This window comes from Lutimaribacter marinistellae (assembly GCF_042648365.1).
GTDB lineage: Bacteria > Pseudomonadota > Alphaproteobacteria > Rhodobacterales > Rhodobacteraceae > Lutimaribacter_A > Lutimaribacter_A marinistellae.
Genome location: NZ_JBHRXI010000017.1, coordinates 30,514 through 50,935 on the forward strand (window position 1 = coordinate 30,514; position 20,422 = coordinate 50,935).

General features: G+C 58.7%; 10 protein-coding genes. 7 read left to right on the forward strand and 3 right to left on the reverse strand.

All coding sequences use genetic code 11. The features are described from left to right. Positions 1 to 774 precede the first annotated feature (774 nt). The 7 genes from ACFORG_RS16650 to ACFORG_RS16680 all read left to right on the forward strand — a co-directional run bounded on the left by ACFORG_RS16650 (position 775) and on the right by ACFORG_RS16680 (position 17,287). Positions 775 to 11,274 (forward strand): beta strand repeat-containing protein, encoded by a 10,500-nt coding sequence (locus ACFORG_RS16650; protein WP_386736663.1) that lies wholly within the window; start codon positions 775 to 777, stop codon positions 11,272 to 11,274. A 160-nt stretch (positions 11,275 to 11,434) separates the two neighbouring features. Then, positions 11,435 to 12,913, forward strand: coding sequence for an ABC transporter substrate-binding protein (locus tag ACFORG_RS16655; RefSeq protein ID WP_386736664.1), 1,479 nt, complete (start codon positions 11,435 to 11,437; stop codon positions 12,911 to 12,913). Positions 12,914 to 12,974: 61 nt separating this feature from the next. Further along, the gene (locus ACFORG_RS16660; RefSeq protein ID WP_386736665.1) at positions 12,975 to 13,922 is read left to right on the forward strand and encodes an ABC transporter permease; all 948 of its coding nucleotides are present in this window, start codon (positions 12,975 to 12,977) and stop codon (positions 13,920 to 13,922) included. Beyond that, positions 13,919 to 14,740, forward strand: a complete 822-nt coding sequence (locus ACFORG_RS16665; protein WP_386736666.1) for an ABC transporter permease — start codon at positions 13,919 to 13,921, stop codon at positions 14,738 to 14,740. The genes ACFORG_RS16660 and ACFORG_RS16665 overlap by 4 nt, the downstream gene beginning before the upstream one ends. Beyond that, the gene (locus ACFORG_RS16670; protein WP_386736667.1) at positions 14,737 to 15,690 is read left to right on the forward strand and encodes an ABC transporter ATP-binding protein; all 954 of its coding nucleotides are present in this window, start codon (positions 14,737 to 14,739) and stop codon (positions 15,688 to 15,690) included. The genes ACFORG_RS16665 and ACFORG_RS16670 overlap by 4 nt, the downstream gene beginning before the upstream one ends. Beyond that, on the forward strand, positions 15,687 to 16,478 hold the full coding sequence (locus ACFORG_RS16675; RefSeq protein ID WP_386736668.1) for an ATP-binding cassette domain-containing protein: 792 nt from the start codon (positions 15,687 to 15,689) through the stop codon (positions 16,476 to 16,478). Before ACFORG_RS16670 ends, ACFORG_RS16675 begins: the two co-directional genes overlap by 4 nt. Continuing rightward, the gene (locus ACFORG_RS16680) at positions 16,475 to 17,287 is read left to right on the forward strand and encodes a metallophosphoesterase family protein (protein WP_386736669.1); all 813 of its coding nucleotides are present in this window, start codon (positions 16,475 to 16,477) and stop codon (positions 17,285 to 17,287) included. The genes ACFORG_RS16675 and ACFORG_RS16680 overlap by 4 nt, the downstream gene beginning before the upstream one ends. A 33-nt stretch (positions 17,288 to 17,320) precedes the next feature. On the opposite strand, the gene ACFORG_RS16685 is transcribed toward ACFORG_RS16680, so the two are convergent. The 3 genes from ACFORG_RS16685 to ACFORG_RS16695 all read right to left on the reverse strand — a co-directional run bounded on the left by ACFORG_RS16685 (position 17,321) and on the right by ACFORG_RS16695 (position 20,341). Continuing rightward, a complete protein-coding gene (locus tag ACFORG_RS16685) occupies positions 17,321 to 19,099 on the reverse strand; it encodes a M10 family metallopeptidase (protein ID WP_386736670.1) in 1,779 nt (592 codons plus the stop codon). Between the two features lie 86 nt (positions 19,100 to 19,185). Next, positions 19,186 to 19,977: an IclR family transcriptional regulator gene (locus ACFORG_RS16690; RefSeq protein ID WP_386736671.1), complete on the reverse strand. Its 792-nt coding sequence runs from the start codon at positions 19,975 to 19,977 to the stop codon at positions 19,186 to 19,188. After that, a complete protein-coding gene (locus ACFORG_RS16695) occupies positions 19,934 to 20,341 on the reverse strand; it encodes an acyl-CoA thioesterase (protein ID WP_386736672.1) in 408 nt (135 codons plus the stop codon). Before ACFORG_RS16695 ends, ACFORG_RS16690 begins: the two co-directional genes overlap by 44 nt. Positions 20,342 to 20,422: the final 81 nt, after the last annotated feature.

The window sequence follows — 20,422 nt, forward strand, 5'->3', positions numbered from 1 at the left end:
GGGCGGGAATTGTTCTTTCTTGCCGCGTATCATTTGGAATTGCCTTTATGCTTTTCTCTCAATGATTCGCTGGGCCTCTGGAGTGGGTTGTTGCTTTCGCTCGCTATTCTCATATCCTTGAATCTGTGATTTTGGGTGTTTGGGGTCGTTATTGAAGGCCCTTGGATCGAATCGATACATTCTTGGCCCAGTGGTTCATTTTGAGCTTTGGCTGCCGCTGCAATTAAAGGTTGATTAACCTTTTGTATTTTCCCGAATAATGCGAAGATGTTTACCACCCTGCTTGGTGGGGTCACGTTTTTCTGTCTGTTGGGTTCCGAAAAAATATAATAAAACAAATACTTGAGCCGATTATGTTAACAAATTTTAAGATAAACTCTCTCTCATCTTGATTGAAATTTTAACCCCGATTACGCTTCTGATAGTGGGAAGTGATTATTCCGGGGGGCGTTCGGGGCATCGGTAAACGTTTTGTCGTGTATTGGCGCAGGGCGCGTCAAATAGCGGAATATTTGCACTTGGGCCAAGGAAGTTTTCATTCTTGGTGATATGGATATTCGTGTCGGTCAGATTGCCAAACTGATCAACCGGTGCGTGCTTTCCTGATATCCGTTTTGCACGTTCTTAATTCGTTGGATTTGCACCGCTCGCATTATTGCCGGCTGAACTTCCAGGAAAAATTAGATTTCGGTCTCTCGAGTGGTTCACGCGGGAGAGGCCTTGAGCCGTGCAGCGGAAGTTCGCGCGGTTGTAAACAACAGGGAAGGTAGACCAATGGCTTTGACCAAACAGCAGATACTGGACATCTGGGCGGAACTTGACGCGGCTTATGTGACTTTCCCTGCGCTTGCCGCAGTCGGCGGTGATTACGACGATGCGACCGGCGTTACGACTGTGGCAGGAGATTTCGCGAACGCGCGGAGCCTGCTGACCTCCGACTATGATTTTGTGTTGAACGACGCCTCCACGACGGTTGGGCAACTGGCGTTGACGGTGAACATGCTGTTTGTCGAGTTGGGCGAAGAGTATGTTGCTTATCTCCAGGATGGCGGGGCGCCTATTCTCGAAATCGCGAAGGACCGCGGCGGTGCACCTGCCCCTGGGCAGAGTTACCATGATAATCTGCTGGGCAACCTTGGGAATTCTCCGATCGTTTCGCGGTTCACGAACCCCGAAGCCGACCCCAACAACAATGTTGATATTACGGGAGACGGCATCGGCGATCTTGTTGCCGATCCGCGCAGCGCTGCAGGCCAAGCCTTTGGTGATCGGCCCTACTTTGCCGGAACCTCCGACAACCAAGCCTTTGGCGAAAGCATTGCATGGGATATCGGATATGGGCTGGAACTCAGCGAGTTGGACACCGCCCGCGCAACCAATGGCAACCCTGCTTTCAGTCCGCTCGACGGTGAGGTTTATCTTTACTCGTCAGCGTCGAACACGACGACGCTATACGGCACGATTCAAGCGGCAATCGATGCCGCCGCCGCTGGCGACAGCGTGATCGTTGGTGCGGGAACCTATAACGAAAGCCTGAGCCTCAGCAAGGAACTGAACCTCATCGGCGTTGCCAACGCGGCCGGGGACAAGCCCGTAATCGATTCAGCCGGCAACGGGATACAGCTGACCGGCGACATCAATGATGGTGGCAGCGCCACAGTAGAGATTTCAGGCTTTTCGTTCGAGAACAACTCAGTCGGTGTTCGTGTGTCGTCGACAGCGATGCTCGACAACCTAATGCTCGACAATAACGACTACTCGGGCAACACCGTGCATGGCGTGGGTTCTGGGAGCGGTGCACCCGGCCTGGGCCATATCTCGATCACCAACTCGGATTTCCTCGACAACGGACAGGGGGGATCGAACGGTACCGGGGACATTGTTCTCTTCAACTATCATGGCGATGCCACCATTGAAAACGTCGACATCGATAGCACCCGTGTCGAAGGCGATGCGACAGCCAGCAAGGGCGACAATGCCATTCAGATTGCCGGGTTCGATCCGTCGACCTACGACGTATCGGCGCCCATCGGCACAGTGTCCATCAACAATGTCACCGTCGATGGAGCGTACCACAAGCCGCATTTGGCCGTGCAGGGCTTCAATGACCTTTCCGGGTTGAGCCTTGGCAATGTAACGCTCACCGGTTCCGCAAACTGGGGGTATCTTGTCTTCGTCGACCCGATCGGTTCTTCGGGAACGGATGCGCCTGCCAATCCCGGCTATCCCGGAAACTTTTCTGGCGGTGCGGGAACCAGCGGTCTGGACATGTCCGGGGTGACCATCAACAACAGTTCGACAGGTGCCCCCTTCGACTCCTTCGTTCGGGGAACAGATGCCGCTGACACCTTTGTCGGCACCGACGCCGACGATGTGCTGAACGCCCTCGCCGAAGGCGACACCGATTATGGTGGGAACGATACGGTGTCGGGCCTCGCCGGAGACGACACTCTGGTTGGCGGCGAAGGTGATGATGACCTGGATGGCGGGGCAGGAACCGATCAGGCCGCTTATGGCGGCTCGCGCGATGGGTTCGGAATCGCTCAGAACCCCGATGGCAGCTACACCGTCACAGATTCGGACACGACGGATGGTGACGAGGGGACCGATCAGCTGGTCCGTATCGAATCCGTCTTGATGGGCGGCATCGCTTTTGAACTGGATAGCAACAGCCCGGATACGTCCGGCTACACAGAGAAATTCGCGCAGGGCTTTGAAGCCGACACAAGCGGTTTCTTGACGCCAACCGGGTATGGTTCGCTGACAATGTTGTTTAGCGGCTTTGGTGGGATCAGCGCCGCGGATGGCGGGTACTATGCGCTTGCCCAACAATCCGGAACTCCTGGGAACGAGTCTGGCCCATTCACCCGTTTCGATGGTTACCGTACCGACTTCGGAGGCGGCTGGACGACACAGATCAAGGTCTATCTTGATCCAACCTGGGCCGACGGCGAAGGCTTTGACTGGTCAGTAGCGGCGAACGGGCAAGATGGAAACCACGAGCGCGACTTCATCTTCCACGTCACCAAGGATGCTGACACTGGAACGGTATTGATCGGCGCGGACAACAACAGCAACTTTGATCCGCAGAACAACCTTGAAACCAAGAACCACGTTTCGATCGATACCGCCGGTTGGTACACTCTCGAGCACAATGCATACGAGAACGCCGACGGCGATCTCGAAGTTGCAATGAATGTCTATGATGCTGCCGGCAACTGGATGTTCACCGAGGTTCGTTCCGATCCGTCCGACGACATCGCAACCGCCGTGGGTGGAAACCGCTACGGTTGGTTCACCAATATTGACATCGCCGGAGGCGTGGCCGTGGACAGCGTCTCGCTGCAGACGGCAAACTCCAACACCATTCAGATCAAGACCGCGGGTACCAACACCATAGTCGGCGAATATGCCGACGTCGCGTCCGCGCAAGCTGCTGTTCAGGCTGGCGAAGTGATATACGATCCGCAGGCCGACACGTTCTACGTGTTCAGCGGCATGTCGATCCAGGAAGCTGTCGACACTGCGGCCTCCGGCGACACCGTGCTTGTCGATAACGGCACCTACGGACCCGTAACGATTTCGACAAGCGGCATCGACCTGCTTTCCGTCAACGACGGGGGCGCGCAGATCGTCGGCGCGGGGGTGAACCAAGGCGCCGCGATACGGATCGAAACCGAAGTCAGTTCGGTACGGATCGGGAATGTGGGCCAAGGCTTCGACATCGATGCCGGCGCTGGGGATCTGGCAGCGATTTATGCCGTCGGAATAAACACGGACATTACCGTTCAGGGCAACAATATCGATGGTGGAACGGGCAACGCCTTCCTTTCGGGCGGTGCTTCGGATGGGGCGAACGTTTTCGGGCTCATGAGCTCGCTGATTGCCCAGAACGTGATGACATCCAGCGGCCCGACCCAGACGCTCTACATCAATGGCAATGCAAGCCTTGGTGCCATCAGCCAAGGCAACAACATCGTCTTCAATCAGGTGACAGGCGATAACCTGTTGATGGGGATCGAGAGCAATGGAGGGTTCGTCAGCACGAATACCTTCTCTGGATCGCCCGGCTATGCCGCGCTCGAGGTTTTTGGCACCGGGGTTCAGGTTCAACTCAATGACTTCAATCTCGATAGCGGCACCACATCCTTCATCGATGGAGCCGCAAGCTATGACGAACAGCAGATTCTGGCGTTGAACAACGAAGGCACGGCGACCTTCGCTGTGATCACCGACACGACGATCACGCTTTTCGACAACGAGGCAGCTGCGCAAACCGCGGGCCAGCTGACCAACGGCTCCATCGTGCTTGATCTGACGTCAGGCGAAATCAACGTCTACAACGGTATGTCCATTCAGGACGCCGTTGATGCTGCGTCTAACGGCGGTACCATAAACGTCGGTGCAGGAACCTACGTCGAGGATGTCACCATCCCCGTCGGTTTGACGGGTCTGACCATCAACGGCGTGTTCGACGGTACCGCAGGCAGCGACGTCTCGCGCGACCTGATGGGTGGCGTCGGAGAATCCTCGATGCAGGGCCGCCTGATCGTTCTTGGCGATGATACGTCGATTGACGGTATGCGTTTTGCCGAAGGTTCGGGCGGAGGCGCCTTCGAACTTGCGACGATCCATGTCCAGGCATCAAATGCAGACATATCGAACTCCGTGTTCTATCGGTCGGGTGCAGTCGATGGAGACACTTCTCGCGGCGTCGTCAACTCGGTGGGCAACGGCGACGGGATGAGCGTGACAAACAACGCGTTCAGCGGGTTCCATACCGGCACTTATGTGAATGGTTCCGATGACGTGACCGTTGATGGAAATCACTTCATCAACAACCTGGTGGGTGTTTCAGCCGATGCTTATCCTGTTGGGAACCTGAACCTCGCGGTTACAAACAACGTCTTTGACAACACGCTAGAGGACATGGGGCTTGGCGCAGTTGGTGCCAGCTGGGGTGGTACCTCGACAATTGACGGAAACACATTCAACAAGGGTTTCTTTGACTACGACGCGGCCGACAATTCGGCCCTTCTGGGAACAAATACGTTTGTTCCGGGCCCAGTGACGATATCCAGCTCGGAATCCGTGTTCACCTCCATACAGGACGCTGTCAATGCGGCCAGCCCCGGTGACACGATCACGGTAGGTGCAGGCACCTATGCCGAGGACGTCGTTATCGACAAGGCGCTCACCCTTGTTTCGGCAAGCGGCGCTGCAAGCACGATAATCGATGGTCAGAACGGGGCGCTCGGCGCGATCGAGATCGACCCGGGTGTCAGCGATGTCACCATCGGCGGAAGCGGCCAAGGCTTTACGATCCTTGGAAACAACGGCAACGGCGCGATCGAGAACGCCGCCGTCTACATACAGGGCACTGGCCACGACAACATCAATATTCTCGGCAACACGATCGAGGCACGTGGCGATGCCGGCCTGATGAACGAGTACGGGGGAACCCTGTCGAACTCGACCATCGACGGCAATGCCTTCACCGGCGTCACTTACACCGGTGGAGTACCTGAGGGCCTCGGAAGTGCGGGCCAGTTTAACGTTGGCAACAACGTGCCGCGCCAGTTGGTTGTATTGGGCAATGGTGGAGGTGACGCGCTGTCCGCGAATGTCACGAACCTCGCATTCACCAACAACACCGTCTCGGGGACAACGGGTGGCCTGAATATCGATGGCAACTCGCAAGGCAACTACCTTGCAACCATCGATGCTGCCGGGTCCGTGATAGACGGCAACGCCTTCACGGGAACGGGCGGAGCGTTTTATACCGGGTTGCGTGTGCGTCGTCCCGATACGGACATCACGAACAATACCTTCGACAACTCGTCCGGAGGGGACTCGCGCGGTGTCACGCTGCAAAATCAAAACGGCACCGAAGACATGTCGGGCAACCAGTTCATTGGCGGAACAGGACCCGACGGGTTTGCCGGAACTCCTGGTGACGATACGTTTTCAACGGATGCGGGCAATGACACGGTCTTTGGTAGCGCTGGTAATGACGCGATCGACGGCGGGGCGGACACAGACACAGCGGTTTATGCGGGGAGTGTCGGCGATTATGCCGTGACCGCAACAACTGATGCCGATGGCCGCGCGACCGGCTTCACGGCGATCACCGACACGAACGTCGGCGATGGCGATGAAGGAACAGATACCCTTACGGATGTCGAACTACTTCAATTTGCCGATGGCGTGATCGATACCGCCGATGCGGTTCATGTCTTTGATGCCGGCAACGCACTGATCGGGACATTCGATAACATCGAAGACGCAGTCGCTGTTGCGACGGCGGGCTCGACGCTTCGGGTCGCGTCCGGGGATGTGAACATCGAGAACGGAACCCCTAACGGTCAAGTTGTGATCGACAAGGATATCTCGATCGTGGGCCTCGGATCGGCCAGCACGACTCTGAAGGTGAACGCGAGTACCGGTACAAGCGGCGACAGTCGAGGCACCTTCCTCGTCAACGACGGTGTCACGTTCAGTATGTCCGACCTCACGATGGACGGAACCGGTTTCGATATCTGGCAGGGCGTCCGGCACAAAGGCTCCGGCGTGTTCGATAGCGTGAGCTTCGAAAACATCGGCTATAACCCGAGCACCAACTACGCAGGCACTGCTATTGCCGCCTTTGGTGCCGCGTCGGACGTCGACGTCATAGACTCGAGTTTCTCGAACATAGGTCGGGTGGGCGTGCTCTACTACGGCGCGGGGACAACCGGCGAATTCCGCGGCAACACGTACACCGGCAAGGGTGACGGCGATCATTTGGATTATGCGCTCGATATCAGCGCCGGAGCCGATATCGACGTAACCGACAATGTGATCTCGGAAAACCGCGGTGTTGCTTCATCTGATGGATCGGTTTCCGCAGGTGTCCTCGTTTCGACATTCTTCGGGCCGGGAACCAATGCCGACTTCTCCGGGAACAGCTTTGCGGACAACTCGTTCGGCGTGTTCTTTGGATATGATGCGAGCGATGCCTCTTCTGGCAGCTTTGCCGGCACAAACAGCTTTACCGGTTCCGGGATCGGCCTTCGTGTTCTTGGCGATGGTGCGGTCACGGGAACAGGGTCGATCACGGGTGATGCGTCAACCGTCAGTTGGAATGGCGGCGCCGCTGGCAACATGATCGTTGGTGCCGGGCTGGACGATACTTTGTCGGGCGCTGGAGGAAACGACACCATCGACGGCGGAGCGGGCATAGATACGCTGGACCTCAGCGATGCGATCAACTCTGTTGGTGTCAACCTCGGCAGCAACCCCCTTTCACCTCTCGCAGTCGGGACAGGGTTCGCAACGGGTTCCGATATCGGAATTGATGGCCTTACCGGGATAGAGAACATCAGGGGCGGCCAGGGGGCGGACGGCTTGACCGGTGACGCCGGAGACAACGTGTTCTTTGCCAGCAGCGGCAACGACACCGTTACCGGCGCCGGGGGTACCGATACGTACGATGCGTCGGATGAAACCGACGCGGTGGCGATAGACCTTGTCGGTGGAACGGCAACCGGTGCCGGTATCGGCAGCGATCAATTGTCTGGTATCACCAACGCCGTCGGTGGCGATGGCGATGACAGCTTCACCGGTGGAACCGCCAACAACAGCTTCGATGGTGGGTCAGGCGACGACACTGCCATCATCGCTGATACGTTCGCGAACTCTACGGTAACGCAGGTCGGGGGCGTCACGACCGTCGTAAGCGCCGATGGCACGGATACCTTTACCAACGTCGAAAACCTGCAATTCTCGGACCAGACGGTTTCGATCTTCACGGAAGAAGACAGCGTCGCAACCGACGAGGACAGCTCCACGAACGGATCCGTACTTGGTAACGATTTCGATATCGCGCTCGGGTCTGGCGATCTGACAGTCACCGAGGTGGATGGTAATGCGATCGGATCGACCGTTACGATCGCATCTGGGGCAACCGTCGACATGCTTGGCGACGGAACATTCTCCTACGATCCGAACGGTGCTTTCGAAGCGTTGAATTCGGGCGAAGCCGGCGTTGACAGTTTCACCTACACAGTCGAAGACGGCGACGGAAACTCCACGACCGAGACTGTCACTGTCAATTTGACAGGTGTGAACGATGGGCCGAAGCCTGCTGCAAGCTATGACCTAACCGGAACGTTGGTCGAAGAGGGCGATGTCGCGACATTTGGCCTGGCCGCTGCACTGGGTTCCGATATCGATGCCGATGCCGAGGATGACACGAACTCGCTGACCTATGCCGTTACGGCTCAGGACCCGGCCGGCAACTCGGTGATCGTTGGAAATGGCGCTGTACCGTCTCTGCAATTCACCCCTGGCGCGGGACTCGAAACGCTCAATGAGGGCGAAACGCAGGATGTGACCGTCACGCTTTCGGCGACGGATGCGCAACTCGCGTCCGAAAGCTTTGATGTCACTTTCCGGATCACCGGCAAGAACGACGACCCAGTCGTTGCGGCCGGAGGCACGGGGAATGCGCAAGAAGACGGCGCTCCGATTGTCGTGGACTTGTCGGCCTTGGGTTCGGACACGGATGACGAAGACGATGGCGCGAGCCTGATCTACAGCGTCTCGTCACAACCTGCAGGTGGCTCCGCCTCGATTGTTCTTCAGGGGCTTGAAATCAATCCGACCGGGCTTCAGTTCGATCCCGGTTCCGATTTCCAGAACCTGAGCCAAGGGCAGACCCAAACCGTTCAAATCGGTGTCACTGCCACCGACAGCCGCGGCGGGACCTCGGTCGAAGAGTTTGTCGAAATAACCGTAACCGGAACAAATGACCCGGTTTCTGCCGGGGCGCCTTTGACCGATACGACGGACGAGGACGCCGGAACGTTCACGGCAACGGTGTCCGATCTCATCGCGAATGTCAGCGATGTTGATACGAATGACACGCACACCGTTCAGAACCTGACGCGGACAGACGGCGGACGTGCGCTTACATCTCTGACGGTTTCGGATGCTGGCGGCATTAGCTTCGATCCATCCGAGTTTACCGATCTTGCGGTGGGCGAAAGCGAGACGCTGACATTCACCTATGACATCTCCGACGGAAACTCGACCGACGGAACGCAGATCTCGATCACGGTGGAGGGCCGGAACGATACTCCGCAGATTTCGGGCGTATTCCTTACCACGGCGCGCCCTGCGACGGTCGACGAGAACCCGGGCGAAACGGGGAGCGCTTCGCTGAAGAGTGGTTTTGGTGTGGTCAACTTCTCCGACGCCGACATCAGCGACGGGGCTTCCATGTCCTTGTCGACCGTGTCGGCCATCAGTTCGCTTGGTCTGACACATTCTGCGTCCGACCTTGCGGCGCTGGAGACTGCTCCGACGCTTCAGACAACCAGCTTCCCGCCGGGCGCGTCTGGAACGCAGTCGTCCTCTATCGTGTATTTCCTGACTGATGCCAATCTCGATTTCCTTACGGAAGGCGAAACGTTGAGCATGACTTACAGGGTCACGGTTCAGGACGACAGCGGAGTGGCCGGGACGGATACCGCGACCCAGGACTTCATCGTCGACTATGTCGGCGCGAACGACGATCCGGCAATTGGCGGCGACCTGACGCTTTCGACCACGCCCTTCGGATCTGTCACGCTTACCACCGCTGATCTGACGGCAGTCGATCCGGACGTGGGCGATACCGCGACCTTCCATGTGCAATCCTCAACCAATGGCGAAGTTCGGTTGAATGGCGTGTTGGCGACAAGTTTCACCTTGGACGACGTGACCAACGGAAACGTGACCTTCGCGCAGGATGGTGATCCATCCGCCACCGCGGAATTCTCGGTGATCGTGGAAGATGGCGCAGGGGCGCAGTCGGGGGCCAGTACGGTGACCGTGAATGTCGCTGGCGCCGATTTCACCTTGACCAAGGAAGTGGTCGAAACCGGACAGTACGGAAACAACTACAACGGTGCCGTCAGTCCGACAGGAGTGGTGCAGGCGCGGTTCGATGCCCTTCCGGGCCAGAACGTCCTGACATTCAAGGGCTACGATGTCGACTTTGATGACGAGATGTCGGTCCGCCTCAACGGTCAGGTGGTCGAGGTGCTCGAAGCGGGCGTCAACAACGGTCTTGCGAGTTACGAGATCGTGTTGCCCGACGGCACCCTCAGAGGTTCGGACAATATCCTCGAGTTTGTTCAGAACACGAACACCTCGTGGCGCTGGGGCGTGACGGATGTGAAGATCGACAACCGGATCCCTCTGACGATTGCCCAGACCGACACGACCGAACAAGGCAACAACTTCAACGGTGCGACTGCGATTGACGGACAGGTCGCTTACACGTTCGAAGGTCTTGGCATCGATGCCCGCGTATCGCTCAACGGCTTCGATATAGACTTCGGCAACGAAGTCAGGGTCGTTCTGAACGGGAACAACATCGGGTTCCTGGACGTGGGCGCGGACAATGCCCTTGCGCCGGATGATTTCCTGATCACCGCTGCCCAGCAGCAGGCTGGTGAAAACGTCCTGGAGTTCGTGCAGGCCAGGAACATCAGCTGGACCTGGGGCGTGACCGACCTGCTTGTTCAGGCCGATGCCGATATGCGTCTGACACCGGATCAGATCGAAACCGGCACGTTTGGGAACAAGTTCGATGGGAAGACGGATGCCGACGGCATCGTCAAGGCCGCGTTTGCCGGGACGGGGAAGGATATCACCCTTTCGCTGCAGGGCTTTGACGTCGACTTCTCGAACGAGGTTCAGGTCTTGCTGAACGGCAACAGCCTTGGCTTCCTCGGCGTCGGTCAGGACAATGGCCTGTCCTACGACGAGTTCCAGATCAGCGCAGCTCAGCAGCAAGTCGGAGAAAATGTCATCGAGTTCGTGCAGGCTCGGAATACGACCTGGGCTTGGGGTGTCACCGATGTGATGATCAGCGAAAACGAGCCTGCAGATGCCCGGCTGGAGCGCGGAGTGCGCGACAATGCGGATTACGGAAATGACTTCAACGGCATGACGGATGCCGATGGATCCGTTTCCTTCGCGTTTGTCGGCACCGACGAGGATCTGTTCGTCTTCGTCGAAGGGTTCGACATCGATTTCTCGAACGAGGTCGAAGTCTTCCTCAATGGCAACAGCCAAGGGTTCCTGGCCGCAGGTGTGGATAACGGGCTGCAATCCTACCAGCTCGAGTTCACCGCCGCTGAACTGGAGGTCGGTGACAATGTTCTCGAGTTCCAGCAGGCCCGCGATCTCACCTGGAGGTGGGGCGTCACAAGTCTCGAGGTCGACGACACTCCGTTCATCTGATCTTGCGCACTGTTCCAAACCAACGCCCCGGCTCTTTGCTGGGGCGTTGGCGTTTGAAGTCCCCCGCCGTGATGCATTCCTTCAATTCGACAAATCTCTTGTCATGAAGAAGTTACGCAACGAGACTAAGCGGGGCACATACTGACCATGGGGATGAAAAATGAAAATCCGTCGCCTCGGCCTTGCCGCCGCATTTCTTTCGACAACTGCCTTCGCTGCTCCTGCAATAGCTGAAACAGTCCTGCGGATCGGACTGCAGCAAGAGCCAACCGTTCTGGACCCGACCACGGATGCAACCGCATCTATTGACGGGATGCTGGCCCAGAACGTGTTCGAGTCTTTGACGACCGTGGATGAAAGCGGCGCGGTTCAGCCACAATTGGCTGAAGCTTGGGAGATTTCCGAGGACGGGCTGACCTACAGTTTCACTTTGGTTGAAGATGCCCGTTTCCACGACGGGACCGCTTTCGATGCGGAAGATGTCAAGTTCACTTTCGATCGCGCGATGGCCGAAGACTCGACAAACCCGTCCAAGTCAATCTGGGAACCGATCGAGAGTGTCACAGTGATCGACCCGCAAACGGTCGAAGTCAAACTCAGCCGCAAGGACGCATTTCTGCTGTTCAACCTTGCACAAGGCGACGCGTCGATCGTGGCCACGGAAAGCGTTGCCGACGCCGCGACGAAACCGGTTGGTACCGGGCCGTTCCGGTTCGACGGCTGGACGCGGGGGGATCGCCTGACCCTTGCCAAATTCGAAGACCACCGCGATGCCGGCAGCGTCGCGATCGACAAGGTCGAGTTCCGCTTCATTTCCGATCCGGCGGCGGCAACCGCCGCTTTGATGGCCGAAGAGCTGGACGCGTTTCCGGGCTTTCCGGCACCGGAATTGCTTGACCAGTTCGAGGCGGATCCTCGTTTCAAGGTCGTCGTGGGATCGACCGAGGGCGAGGTGATCCTCGCACTCAACAATGGCAAAGCTCCCTTCGACAAGCTCGAAGCGCGGCAAGCCGTAAGCCACGCGATCGATCGCAACGAGATTATCGACGGGGCCATGTATGGTCGTGCCGTACCAATTGGCAGTTTTTATCCCCCGCACGGGCCCGCCTATGTCGACCTGACGGGCATGTATCCGCATGACACCGACAAGGCCAAATCAATGTTCGAGCAGGCCGGCGTCGGTGAAGAGATTGTTTTGCGGGTTCCCCCGTTTCCCTATGCCACGCGCTCGGGCGAGATCGTACAGGCACAGATGGCCGAGGCCGGTGTGAACGTAAAGCTGGAAAATGTCGAATGGGGCTTCTGGATCGACGAGGTCTACAAGAAGCAGAACTACGACATGACCATCATCGCGCATACGTCGCCCAACGACCTTGGCAATTTCGCGCGGGGACCCGAGTATTTCTACGCTTTCCAGTCAGACGATTTCGACGCCCTGTGGGACGGCATCAAGACCGAAGCCGACATGGCCAAGCGCGAGGAAATGCTGAAGCAGGCGCAGTCCTACGTGGCCGAGAACGCGGTCCACGCGTTCCTGTTCCAGTTGCCCAAGCTTGGCGTGTATCGTGACGGCGTCGAAGGTTTCTGGGCCGCTTCGCCCGTCCTGTTCCAGCCCCTGGCGGGCGTGACCGTCGAGTGATTTCGCGGCATAATGTGACATATGGGCCGGGGCGGAGTTCCGCGCCGGCCTGGCTTTCGTAATGCAAATATTCCTCATTCGGCGAAGCCTCGGCTTTCTGGCGACGCTCTTCGCGATCTCGATCATCGTCTTTCTCGTGATGAACGTACTGCCGGGCGATCCTGCAGTCACGATACTTGGAATCGACTCGACCGAAGATGCACGCGCGACTCTTCGTGCCGAGCTTGGGCTCGACCGTCCGATCTGGCAGCGGTACGGCGATTGGGTCTGGGGTGCAGTCCGCGGCGACTTCGGGACGAGTTACTTCTTTCGCGTGCCGGTGTCGGAACTGATCGCTGAACGTCTGCCGTTGACCCTGTCGCTGGCCGCGCTGGCAATGCTGCTTACGGTCCTGTTGGGCGTGTCCCTCGGTGTCGTCGCGGCGGCCAATCACGGGCGGAGCGGGGATTGGGTCATCATGTTTCTCAGCCAACTCGGTATCGCCGTGCCGGCATTTTGGCTGTCGATCCTTCTGGTTCTTCTTTTTGCGGTCAAATTGCGCTGGCTTCCGCCCGGAGGTTTTCCGGGTTGGGACGACCCGCTTCTCGCCCTTCGTTCCCTGATTCTACCGACGGTTGCGTTGGCGCTTGTTCAATCGGCTGTGCTGGCACGGGTGACGCGGTCCTCCGCGCTCGAGGTGATGCGACTGGATTTCGTTCGGACGGCACGCGCGACCGGTTTGCCGCGTGGCCGGATCTGGGGCAGGCACATTCTGCCCAATGCTCTCGTCCCAATCGTGACGATCGTGGGAATGCAGGTCGCAGGCGTCGTGACTGGGACAATCGTGATCGAGAACGTGTTCTACCTGCCGGGTTTGGGCCGTTTGGTGTTCCAGTCCATCGCGAACCGCGATCTCTTCACGGTTCAAGCGCTCGTCGTGATGTTTGCGGCCATTGTAGTGACGGCGAATTTTCTCGTCGATGTCATCTACGCGCTGATCGATCCTCGCTTGAAGGGACGGCTGGCATGAACAAACGACATGTGAACCTGCGTTTGGGTGCGGTGCTTGTGGGGGTCATGACGGCCGTCGCTGCAGTGTCGTTGTTCTGGACGCCATATGACGTCACGCAATTGGCGATCTCGCAGAAATTTCAGCCGCCATCGCCGGCACATTGGTTGGGAACCGACCAGCTTGGCCGCGATGTCGTCAGCTTGTTGATGGCGGCCTCGGTCAACTCGCTCACCGTGGCGTTCGTGGCTGTCGGTATCGGTGGAACAATTGGCACCGCGCTCGGCCTCGCAGCGTCGGCCTGGGGAGGGTGGATCGAGACCCTTGTGATGCGATTGGCCGATCTGGGGTTTGCCTTTCCGGCGCTGCTGTTTGCGATCATGCTGGCGGCGGCATTTGGCCCGTCACTGACCAACGCAATTCTCGCCATCGCTTTCATCAACATCCCGATTTTTGCGCGCGTCGCGAGGGGGGCTGCAAACCAGGTCTGGACGCGCGACTTTGTACTGGCGGGACAAGTTGCCGGTCTGGGGCGCTTGCGCCTGACCATTGATCACGTGCTTCCCAACATCGCGGCCCCGATTATCGTGCAGGCGACGATCGAATTTGCCGTTGCCATCCTCGCCGAAGCGGCGCTGAGCTATCTTGGCCTCGGCGCCCAACCTCCGATGCCGTCGTGGGGGCGGATGCTGGCAGAGGCGCAGACCCTGATGTATCTCGCGCCCGAACTGGCCATCTATCCGGGGCTTTGCATCATCGTCGCTGTCTTGGGCTTTGGCCTGTTGGGCGACGGGTTGCGGGACATCACCGATCCCCGACTGACGAGGGCGCGCGCATGATTGACGCCCGAAACATCACCGTCAATTTCGGTTCGGCAACTGCGCTGCGCGAGATCTCGATCCGTTTGGAGGCAGGGCAGCGGTTGGGAGTCGTTGGAGAGTCGGGCTGCGGCAAGTCGATGTTGGGGCTTGCATTGATGGGTATGTTGCCCGATGCCGCGCGACTGACCGGCGAATTGCATGTCAACGGTCGCGACATGGCGCGCGCATCCGAACGTGAATGGCGAGGTCTGCGTGCGCGCAGCATAGCGATGATCTTTCAGGAACCATTGGCCGCGCTGAACCCGCTGCGCCGGGTTGGCGACACGGTGATGGAGCCTCTTCGTCGTCATATGGGAATGGATCGCGCGACAGCCCGTGCACGCGCATTGGCGCTTTTCGAGGAAACCGGCATTCAGGACCCGGCTGCAAAGCTTCGCCAATACCCTCACGAACTGTCCGGTGGGCAGCGTCAGCGCGTGCTGATAGCGCTGGCGCTGGCCTGCGATCCGTCGCTTCTTATCGCGGATGAACCGACCACAGCGCTCGACGCTCACGTCGCTCTCAGGATCACGGATTTGCTTGTGCGATTGGCCCGAAATCGCGGAATGGCCCTGATGTTCATCAGCCACGATCTCGCGGCGGTCGCACGAACGGCTGAGGAATTGGTGGTTATGTACGGCGGAGAAATCGTGGAACGTGGAGCGACCGCCGACATCCTTGCCGATCCGCGTCATCCCTACACGAAGGGTCTGCTATCCGCGCGTCCGCCGCTGGCAGCGGGTCACCTGCGCGAACGCCTGCCCGTGATACCCGGGTCGGTCCCGGGGTTGATGCAACTTCCCCGAGGATGCCGGTTTTCGGGGCGCTGTGCGGTGGAGCTGCCGCGCTGCGCAGATGTCCGCCCCGACGAACGCGAAACCGGGGTAGGGCGGAGTGCGGCCTGCCACTTGGTAGGAGAGGCCCGATGACCGTCTTGCTGGAAGTCGAGCGTCTGACCCGTCGATATCCGCGTCCCCGCAAACAGGTGCTCCGGCCGGAACCTCCTTTGGTTGCACTGGATCAGGTCAGCTTTGCACTCGGTGCGGGCCGCACATTGGGCGTCGTAGGTGAAAGCGGGTCTGGCAAAACCACGCTGGCGCGGCTGGTCATGGGGTTCGAAACACCCGATGCGGGCCGCATTCGTTTGAACGGCAAGGAGCTTGACCAAAAGGGTCGGCGCGGCGCGCTGCAAATGGTGTTTCAGGACCCGTTCGGTTCGCTTGACCCGCGTCGCCCGGTCGGCTGGTCCGTAGCGCAACCGCTTCGCGCCTTGGGTAAGAGTGATACGCGGACCGAAACCGAGGAAGCCCTGTCGCGGGTCGGATTGTCGGCGGCGGACGGCGCGCGTTACCCGCACGAGTTCTCGGGCGGACAGCGCCAGCGGATCGCAATCGCGCGAGCGATCATCACGCGCCCACGCCTGCTGGTCGCGGACGAGGCCGTTTCCGCCCTCGATGTGTCGGTGCGGGCGCAGATCCTGAACCTGCTGATGGACCTGCAGGACGCGTTCGGCATGGCAATGCTGTTTATCAGCCACGACCTCGCCGTTGTGTCCAGCCTCTGCGACGACCTCATCGTATTGCGGAACGGCAAGACGATCGAACATGGTCCGGCTCAGCGCATTTTGGCCGAACCGGGCGCGGATTACACCCAGACACTGATCGCCGCCGCGCAGGTTGCACCGTCGGCGGCACTAGCCACGAAAGAGACCCGATGACACGCTTCCTCCACGTCACCGACCTTCATGTTAGCGCGCCGCAGACGAATGACGCGACACGCCAGACCGATACCGTCGCCGCTCTCGACCGTCTGATCGAAGTTGCCCTTCGTTTGGATCCGAGACCTGACTTCATTGTCGCATCAGGGGATCTGACCAACGTCGGCGACGAGGCAAGCTATCGCCTCCTTGCCGAGCGTTTCGAGGGATTTGACATCCCGGTACACATGACGCTGGGCAATCATGATCGCCGCGCCGGGTGGCATTCCGTTTTCCCCGGCCACCACGCCGCCCCGGATGGACCGGTCGATCATGACGCAGTACTGGGCGGCGTGCATGTTGTGGCCTTGGACAGTTCGGTTCCCGGCAGGGTGAGCGGCGCGCTGGACGACGAACAGATCGAGCGGGCCGCCGAAATGTTGGGGCGTAATCCTGACCTGCCTAAGCTAGTCGCGATTCACCATCCTCCGCGCCTTGACCCTTCGCGCAACTTTGCCTGGGCCACCCTGGATCAACACAGCACGGATCGTCTCGCCTCTCTGTTAGAGGGACGCAGCGTGTTGGCGGTACTGTCGGGACATGTGCACATGAACCGTGTGGCGATGTGGCATGGCGTACCCCTCGTGGTGACCATGGGGCAGCAATCGACGGTCGACCTCACGCGTACAGACGCGCTTGCAGTGGTCGAAGGAACGGGATTTGCGATTTGTGACCTGTTACCATCGGGCTTGCAGACAACCTTTGTTCCGCTTGCCGAGCCGCGCTTGATCAAGGAGATTTCGGTTGACCGCCTGCGCGCGTTTTCCTGACATCCGGAGGAAGGAACTGGCCGGCTGCCTCAATCACGCCAGCAAGTCAAAAACTTCGCCCGCCAGTTGCAGGCTGATCGATGCCTGTGCCTCGCCATCGATCAAAGCCCAGATGATTTGGCCAGTGGGTCGATAAATGACGAAAGCTTCTCTCGCCGCGTCGTCGCCTGCTCGGTCGCCATCAAGTGTTGCCGTGTGGGCCAGGTTGACCTGAAAATCCTTGGACGTCGCGGTGGAACCAAAGAAGAGCGCATCGCCCTCTGCGGTATTGAAATCCTGCACCCAGTCCGAACCGTGATCAAGAATCCCAAGATGGAAAAAGCGATCGCCCCCATTGCCGCCATTGATGCGATCATGGCCAAATCCACCATTCACGAAATCGGCACCGTCTCCTCCGAAAATCAGATCCGAAAGCGCGCCGCCGGATATCACGTCATTTCCTGACTGGCCTTGCAACTCATCCGAGCCATAGCCGCCTGATAGCGTATCGTGGCCCTCTTGACCATAAATCAGATCATTGCCACCGCCACCATCCGCGCGATCATCACCCGCGCCGCCGAAGATAATATCACGAAGGTCTGTATCCGCTGGCCCGCCAATCAGGCTGTCATTGCCATCGCCGCCATTCACCGTGTCGGTGCCTGTTCCGCCGTCAATGACATCGTCGCCAGAGGCCCCGATCAGCCTGTCCTCGCCATCGCCGCCCCAAAGCACATCATGTCCTGCGCCTGAGCGGATGTGATTTCCGGCCTGGTTTCCGGCTATGGTGTCGTTTCCCCCACCGGTATCGACATGCTCGATCAATGAGCGCAGGTCACCTTGATAGAGATATGGGTTGGCAACGTTACCTCGTGCGAGCTTGGCATCCTCTTCCGGTCCGTTCGCCAAGTTCGCGAGCTGCGGCATGGAAAATGTCGAAAAGGCACCGGGCCTTAGGTCGATGCTCTGATCCTGATCGTAATTCGAAAAGTCGTAGCGATCCTCGCCTCCACCATCCCAAATGGTAAGCAAGATCTTCGCACCATAGGGCGCGCCGAACCCGAGGCCATCAACCGACATTTCGCCGGTGTTCGGATCGAACCGATAGGTACTGTCGCCGTTATTGGACCCGCCGCCAAAGTTCGCGCCGTACATATGTTGAAGAGCAGCCATGTCGTTCAACATGTAGGTCCAAGGATACTCTTCTTCGCCCGACGCACCGTTCAAGGGACCCCCGACATAGCCGCGATATGTCATGACCGAGAATTCTTGGCTGTCCTGTTCAGCCGGAAGAGCCGGTAACGTCACGCTGGCGTCGTGCGACCAGGTTTGTGTCGCATGCCCATGCTTGAGGCCCAGTGCATGACCCACTTCATGCAAAAGGCCGGCAGCATGATGGAACGATCCGAGGAGGGAGGGCCGATACTGCCCCGTGGTGAACCAGTTATCGCCCACCGCATGCGCACCGATCAGGTTGGGGTCGGGTGGATTGGCTTCGGCTGAACCGATTCCGCCGGGTGCGTGCAGACCCGGTACGAAATGTTCCGGTCCGTAATCTATCCCCGAAGCCTGTGCGAACCGCAGGTCGCCCCCATCCGAAGGATCATGGGTAAAGGTCAGGCCGGTGAAAGTGCTCAAGTGTGCGAGGACCAGGTCGAAGATCTGTTCCGCTTCGATCTGCGTGAATGGCGAGAAGTTCTCGACCGTGTTGTAGCCGGAATATGCACGGATTTCCGAGGGAAAGCTGACTGTCAAGTGCGGGCTGTCCCACTTCCAACCCCACAGAATACCATCAATTTCGGGCTCGCCCGTCGGCGCAACAGGTATGGGCATGATGTCGACCCCACAAGAGGAAAATCACCAAGCAAGTGCTACTGCATTCAAGCAGCTTTCCGACTGTTCGTCATCTGTGCCCGCTCTCAATCTCCTGAAGAGATCGAAATCGACCTGCAGTAATCGACGAGTTCCACGCTTTCTTGTGCGCTCTCACGGATTGATCTTGGATCAGTCCCGATAAGTGTCACCACGGCCTGAGCCTCATCCTGCCAGTCGAGGATCGGTGCCGCCATCGCAACGAGACCCGGGATAAACAGCCCTTCGACGCTTGCAAAACCTTTCCTACGGATATCCTTTACCAAGGCATCCACTTCGTCAGATGTCGTTTCCTGAGCTTGGGCCAATTCGTCATTTAGCAGGCCAGTCAAAGGCGCCCGTGGTGCCCAAGCAAGAAATGCGCGCCCGGTGGCAGAGCCCAGCAATGGCATCACCGTACCAAGGCCCATGGACGTTACGGTCGGCGTCGCGGCCCTTTCCCAGCGTACGACTGTGGCACCGCGATCACCCCAAACCGACAGAAGCGCGCTCATGCCTGTTGCATCCGCGAGTTCGTGCAAGCCGTCCGCGGCATGGTTCACGAAATCGTTGCGTCCAATCGCCGCTAGCCCCAGTTTCACGGCGCCCGGTCCAAGGTCGTATTTTCCGGACTTGCCTGCTTGGGTCACCATCCCTGCGACCAGAAAAGAGGCAAGGTATCGATGCACCTTGCTCACCGGCATGGAACATTCCCGCGCAAGATCGGACAAGGAGACGGGGCCGGATCGCTTCGCCATCGCACGAAGAACCTCGAGTGCTGCGTCCAGCGAACTCAGGCCGCCGCCCTCGCGCCGGCTATCGGTCATTGTCCAGTATGGCGCGCAACGCGTTAGTGTCACCTGCGGCCATCCGCCCGTCGCGATCGACAAAAACACCGCGGGTTTCGATCCCTTCGGCGCACACCCGTTCGCCATTCATGACCGCGTAATGCACCGAAAGGCTTTTTGCTGACCAGTCGCAACGGGCGAGGACGATGTCCAACGCGTCGCCATCTCGTATGGGCGAGCGGAATTTGACGCGAACCTCCATCAGGCCGAGGCCGACGGACCCGATCTTTTCGCACAAGACTGAATGCCCGCCATGTTGGCGAATCCAATCGTGAAAGGTCGCGTCGAGCCATTTGCAGATATTGGGATAATACACGATGCCTGCGGGGTCGCAGTCGCCGAAACTGGTTTGGTGACGATAGGTATGAACGGCCACGAGCTTTTCCGTATTGCAAAATGTATTGCGACATTCGGAAAAGTCGATAACACTGATGCGTGTGCGTGTCGAGTGCCGGGG

Excerpts from the sequence above, each read along its gene's own strand:
- ACFORG_RS16660 (WP_386736665.1), top strand. The coding sequence starts at position 12,975 with ATGCAAATATTCCTCATTCGGCGAAGCCTCGGCTTTCTGGCGACGCTC.
- ACFORG_RS16685 (WP_386736670.1), bottom strand. The coding sequence starts at position 19,099 with ATGCCCATACCTGTTGCGCCGACGGGCGAGCCCGAAATTGATGGTATT.
- ACFORG_RS16675 (WP_386736668.1), top strand. The coding sequence starts at position 15,687 with ATGACCGTCTTGCTGGAAGTCGAGCGTCTGACCCGTCGATATCCGCGT.
- ACFORG_RS16680 (WP_386736669.1), top strand. The coding sequence starts at position 16,475 with ATGACACGCTTCCTCCACGTCACCGACCTTCATGTTAGCGCGCCGCAG.
- ACFORG_RS16665 (WP_386736666.1), top strand. The coding sequence starts at position 13,919 with ATGAACAAACGACATGTGAACCTGCGTTTGGGTGCGGTGCTTGTGGGG.
- ACFORG_RS16655 (WP_386736664.1), top strand. The coding sequence starts at position 11,435 with ATGAAAATCCGTCGCCTCGGCCTTGCCGCCGCATTTCTTTCGACAACT.
- ACFORG_RS16650 (WP_386736663.1), top strand. The coding sequence starts at position 775 with ATGGCTTTGACCAAACAGCAGATACTGGACATCTGGGCGGAACTTGAC.
- ACFORG_RS16670 (WP_386736667.1), top strand. The coding sequence starts at position 14,737 with ATGATTGACGCCCGAAACATCACCGTCAATTTCGGTTCGGCAACTGCG.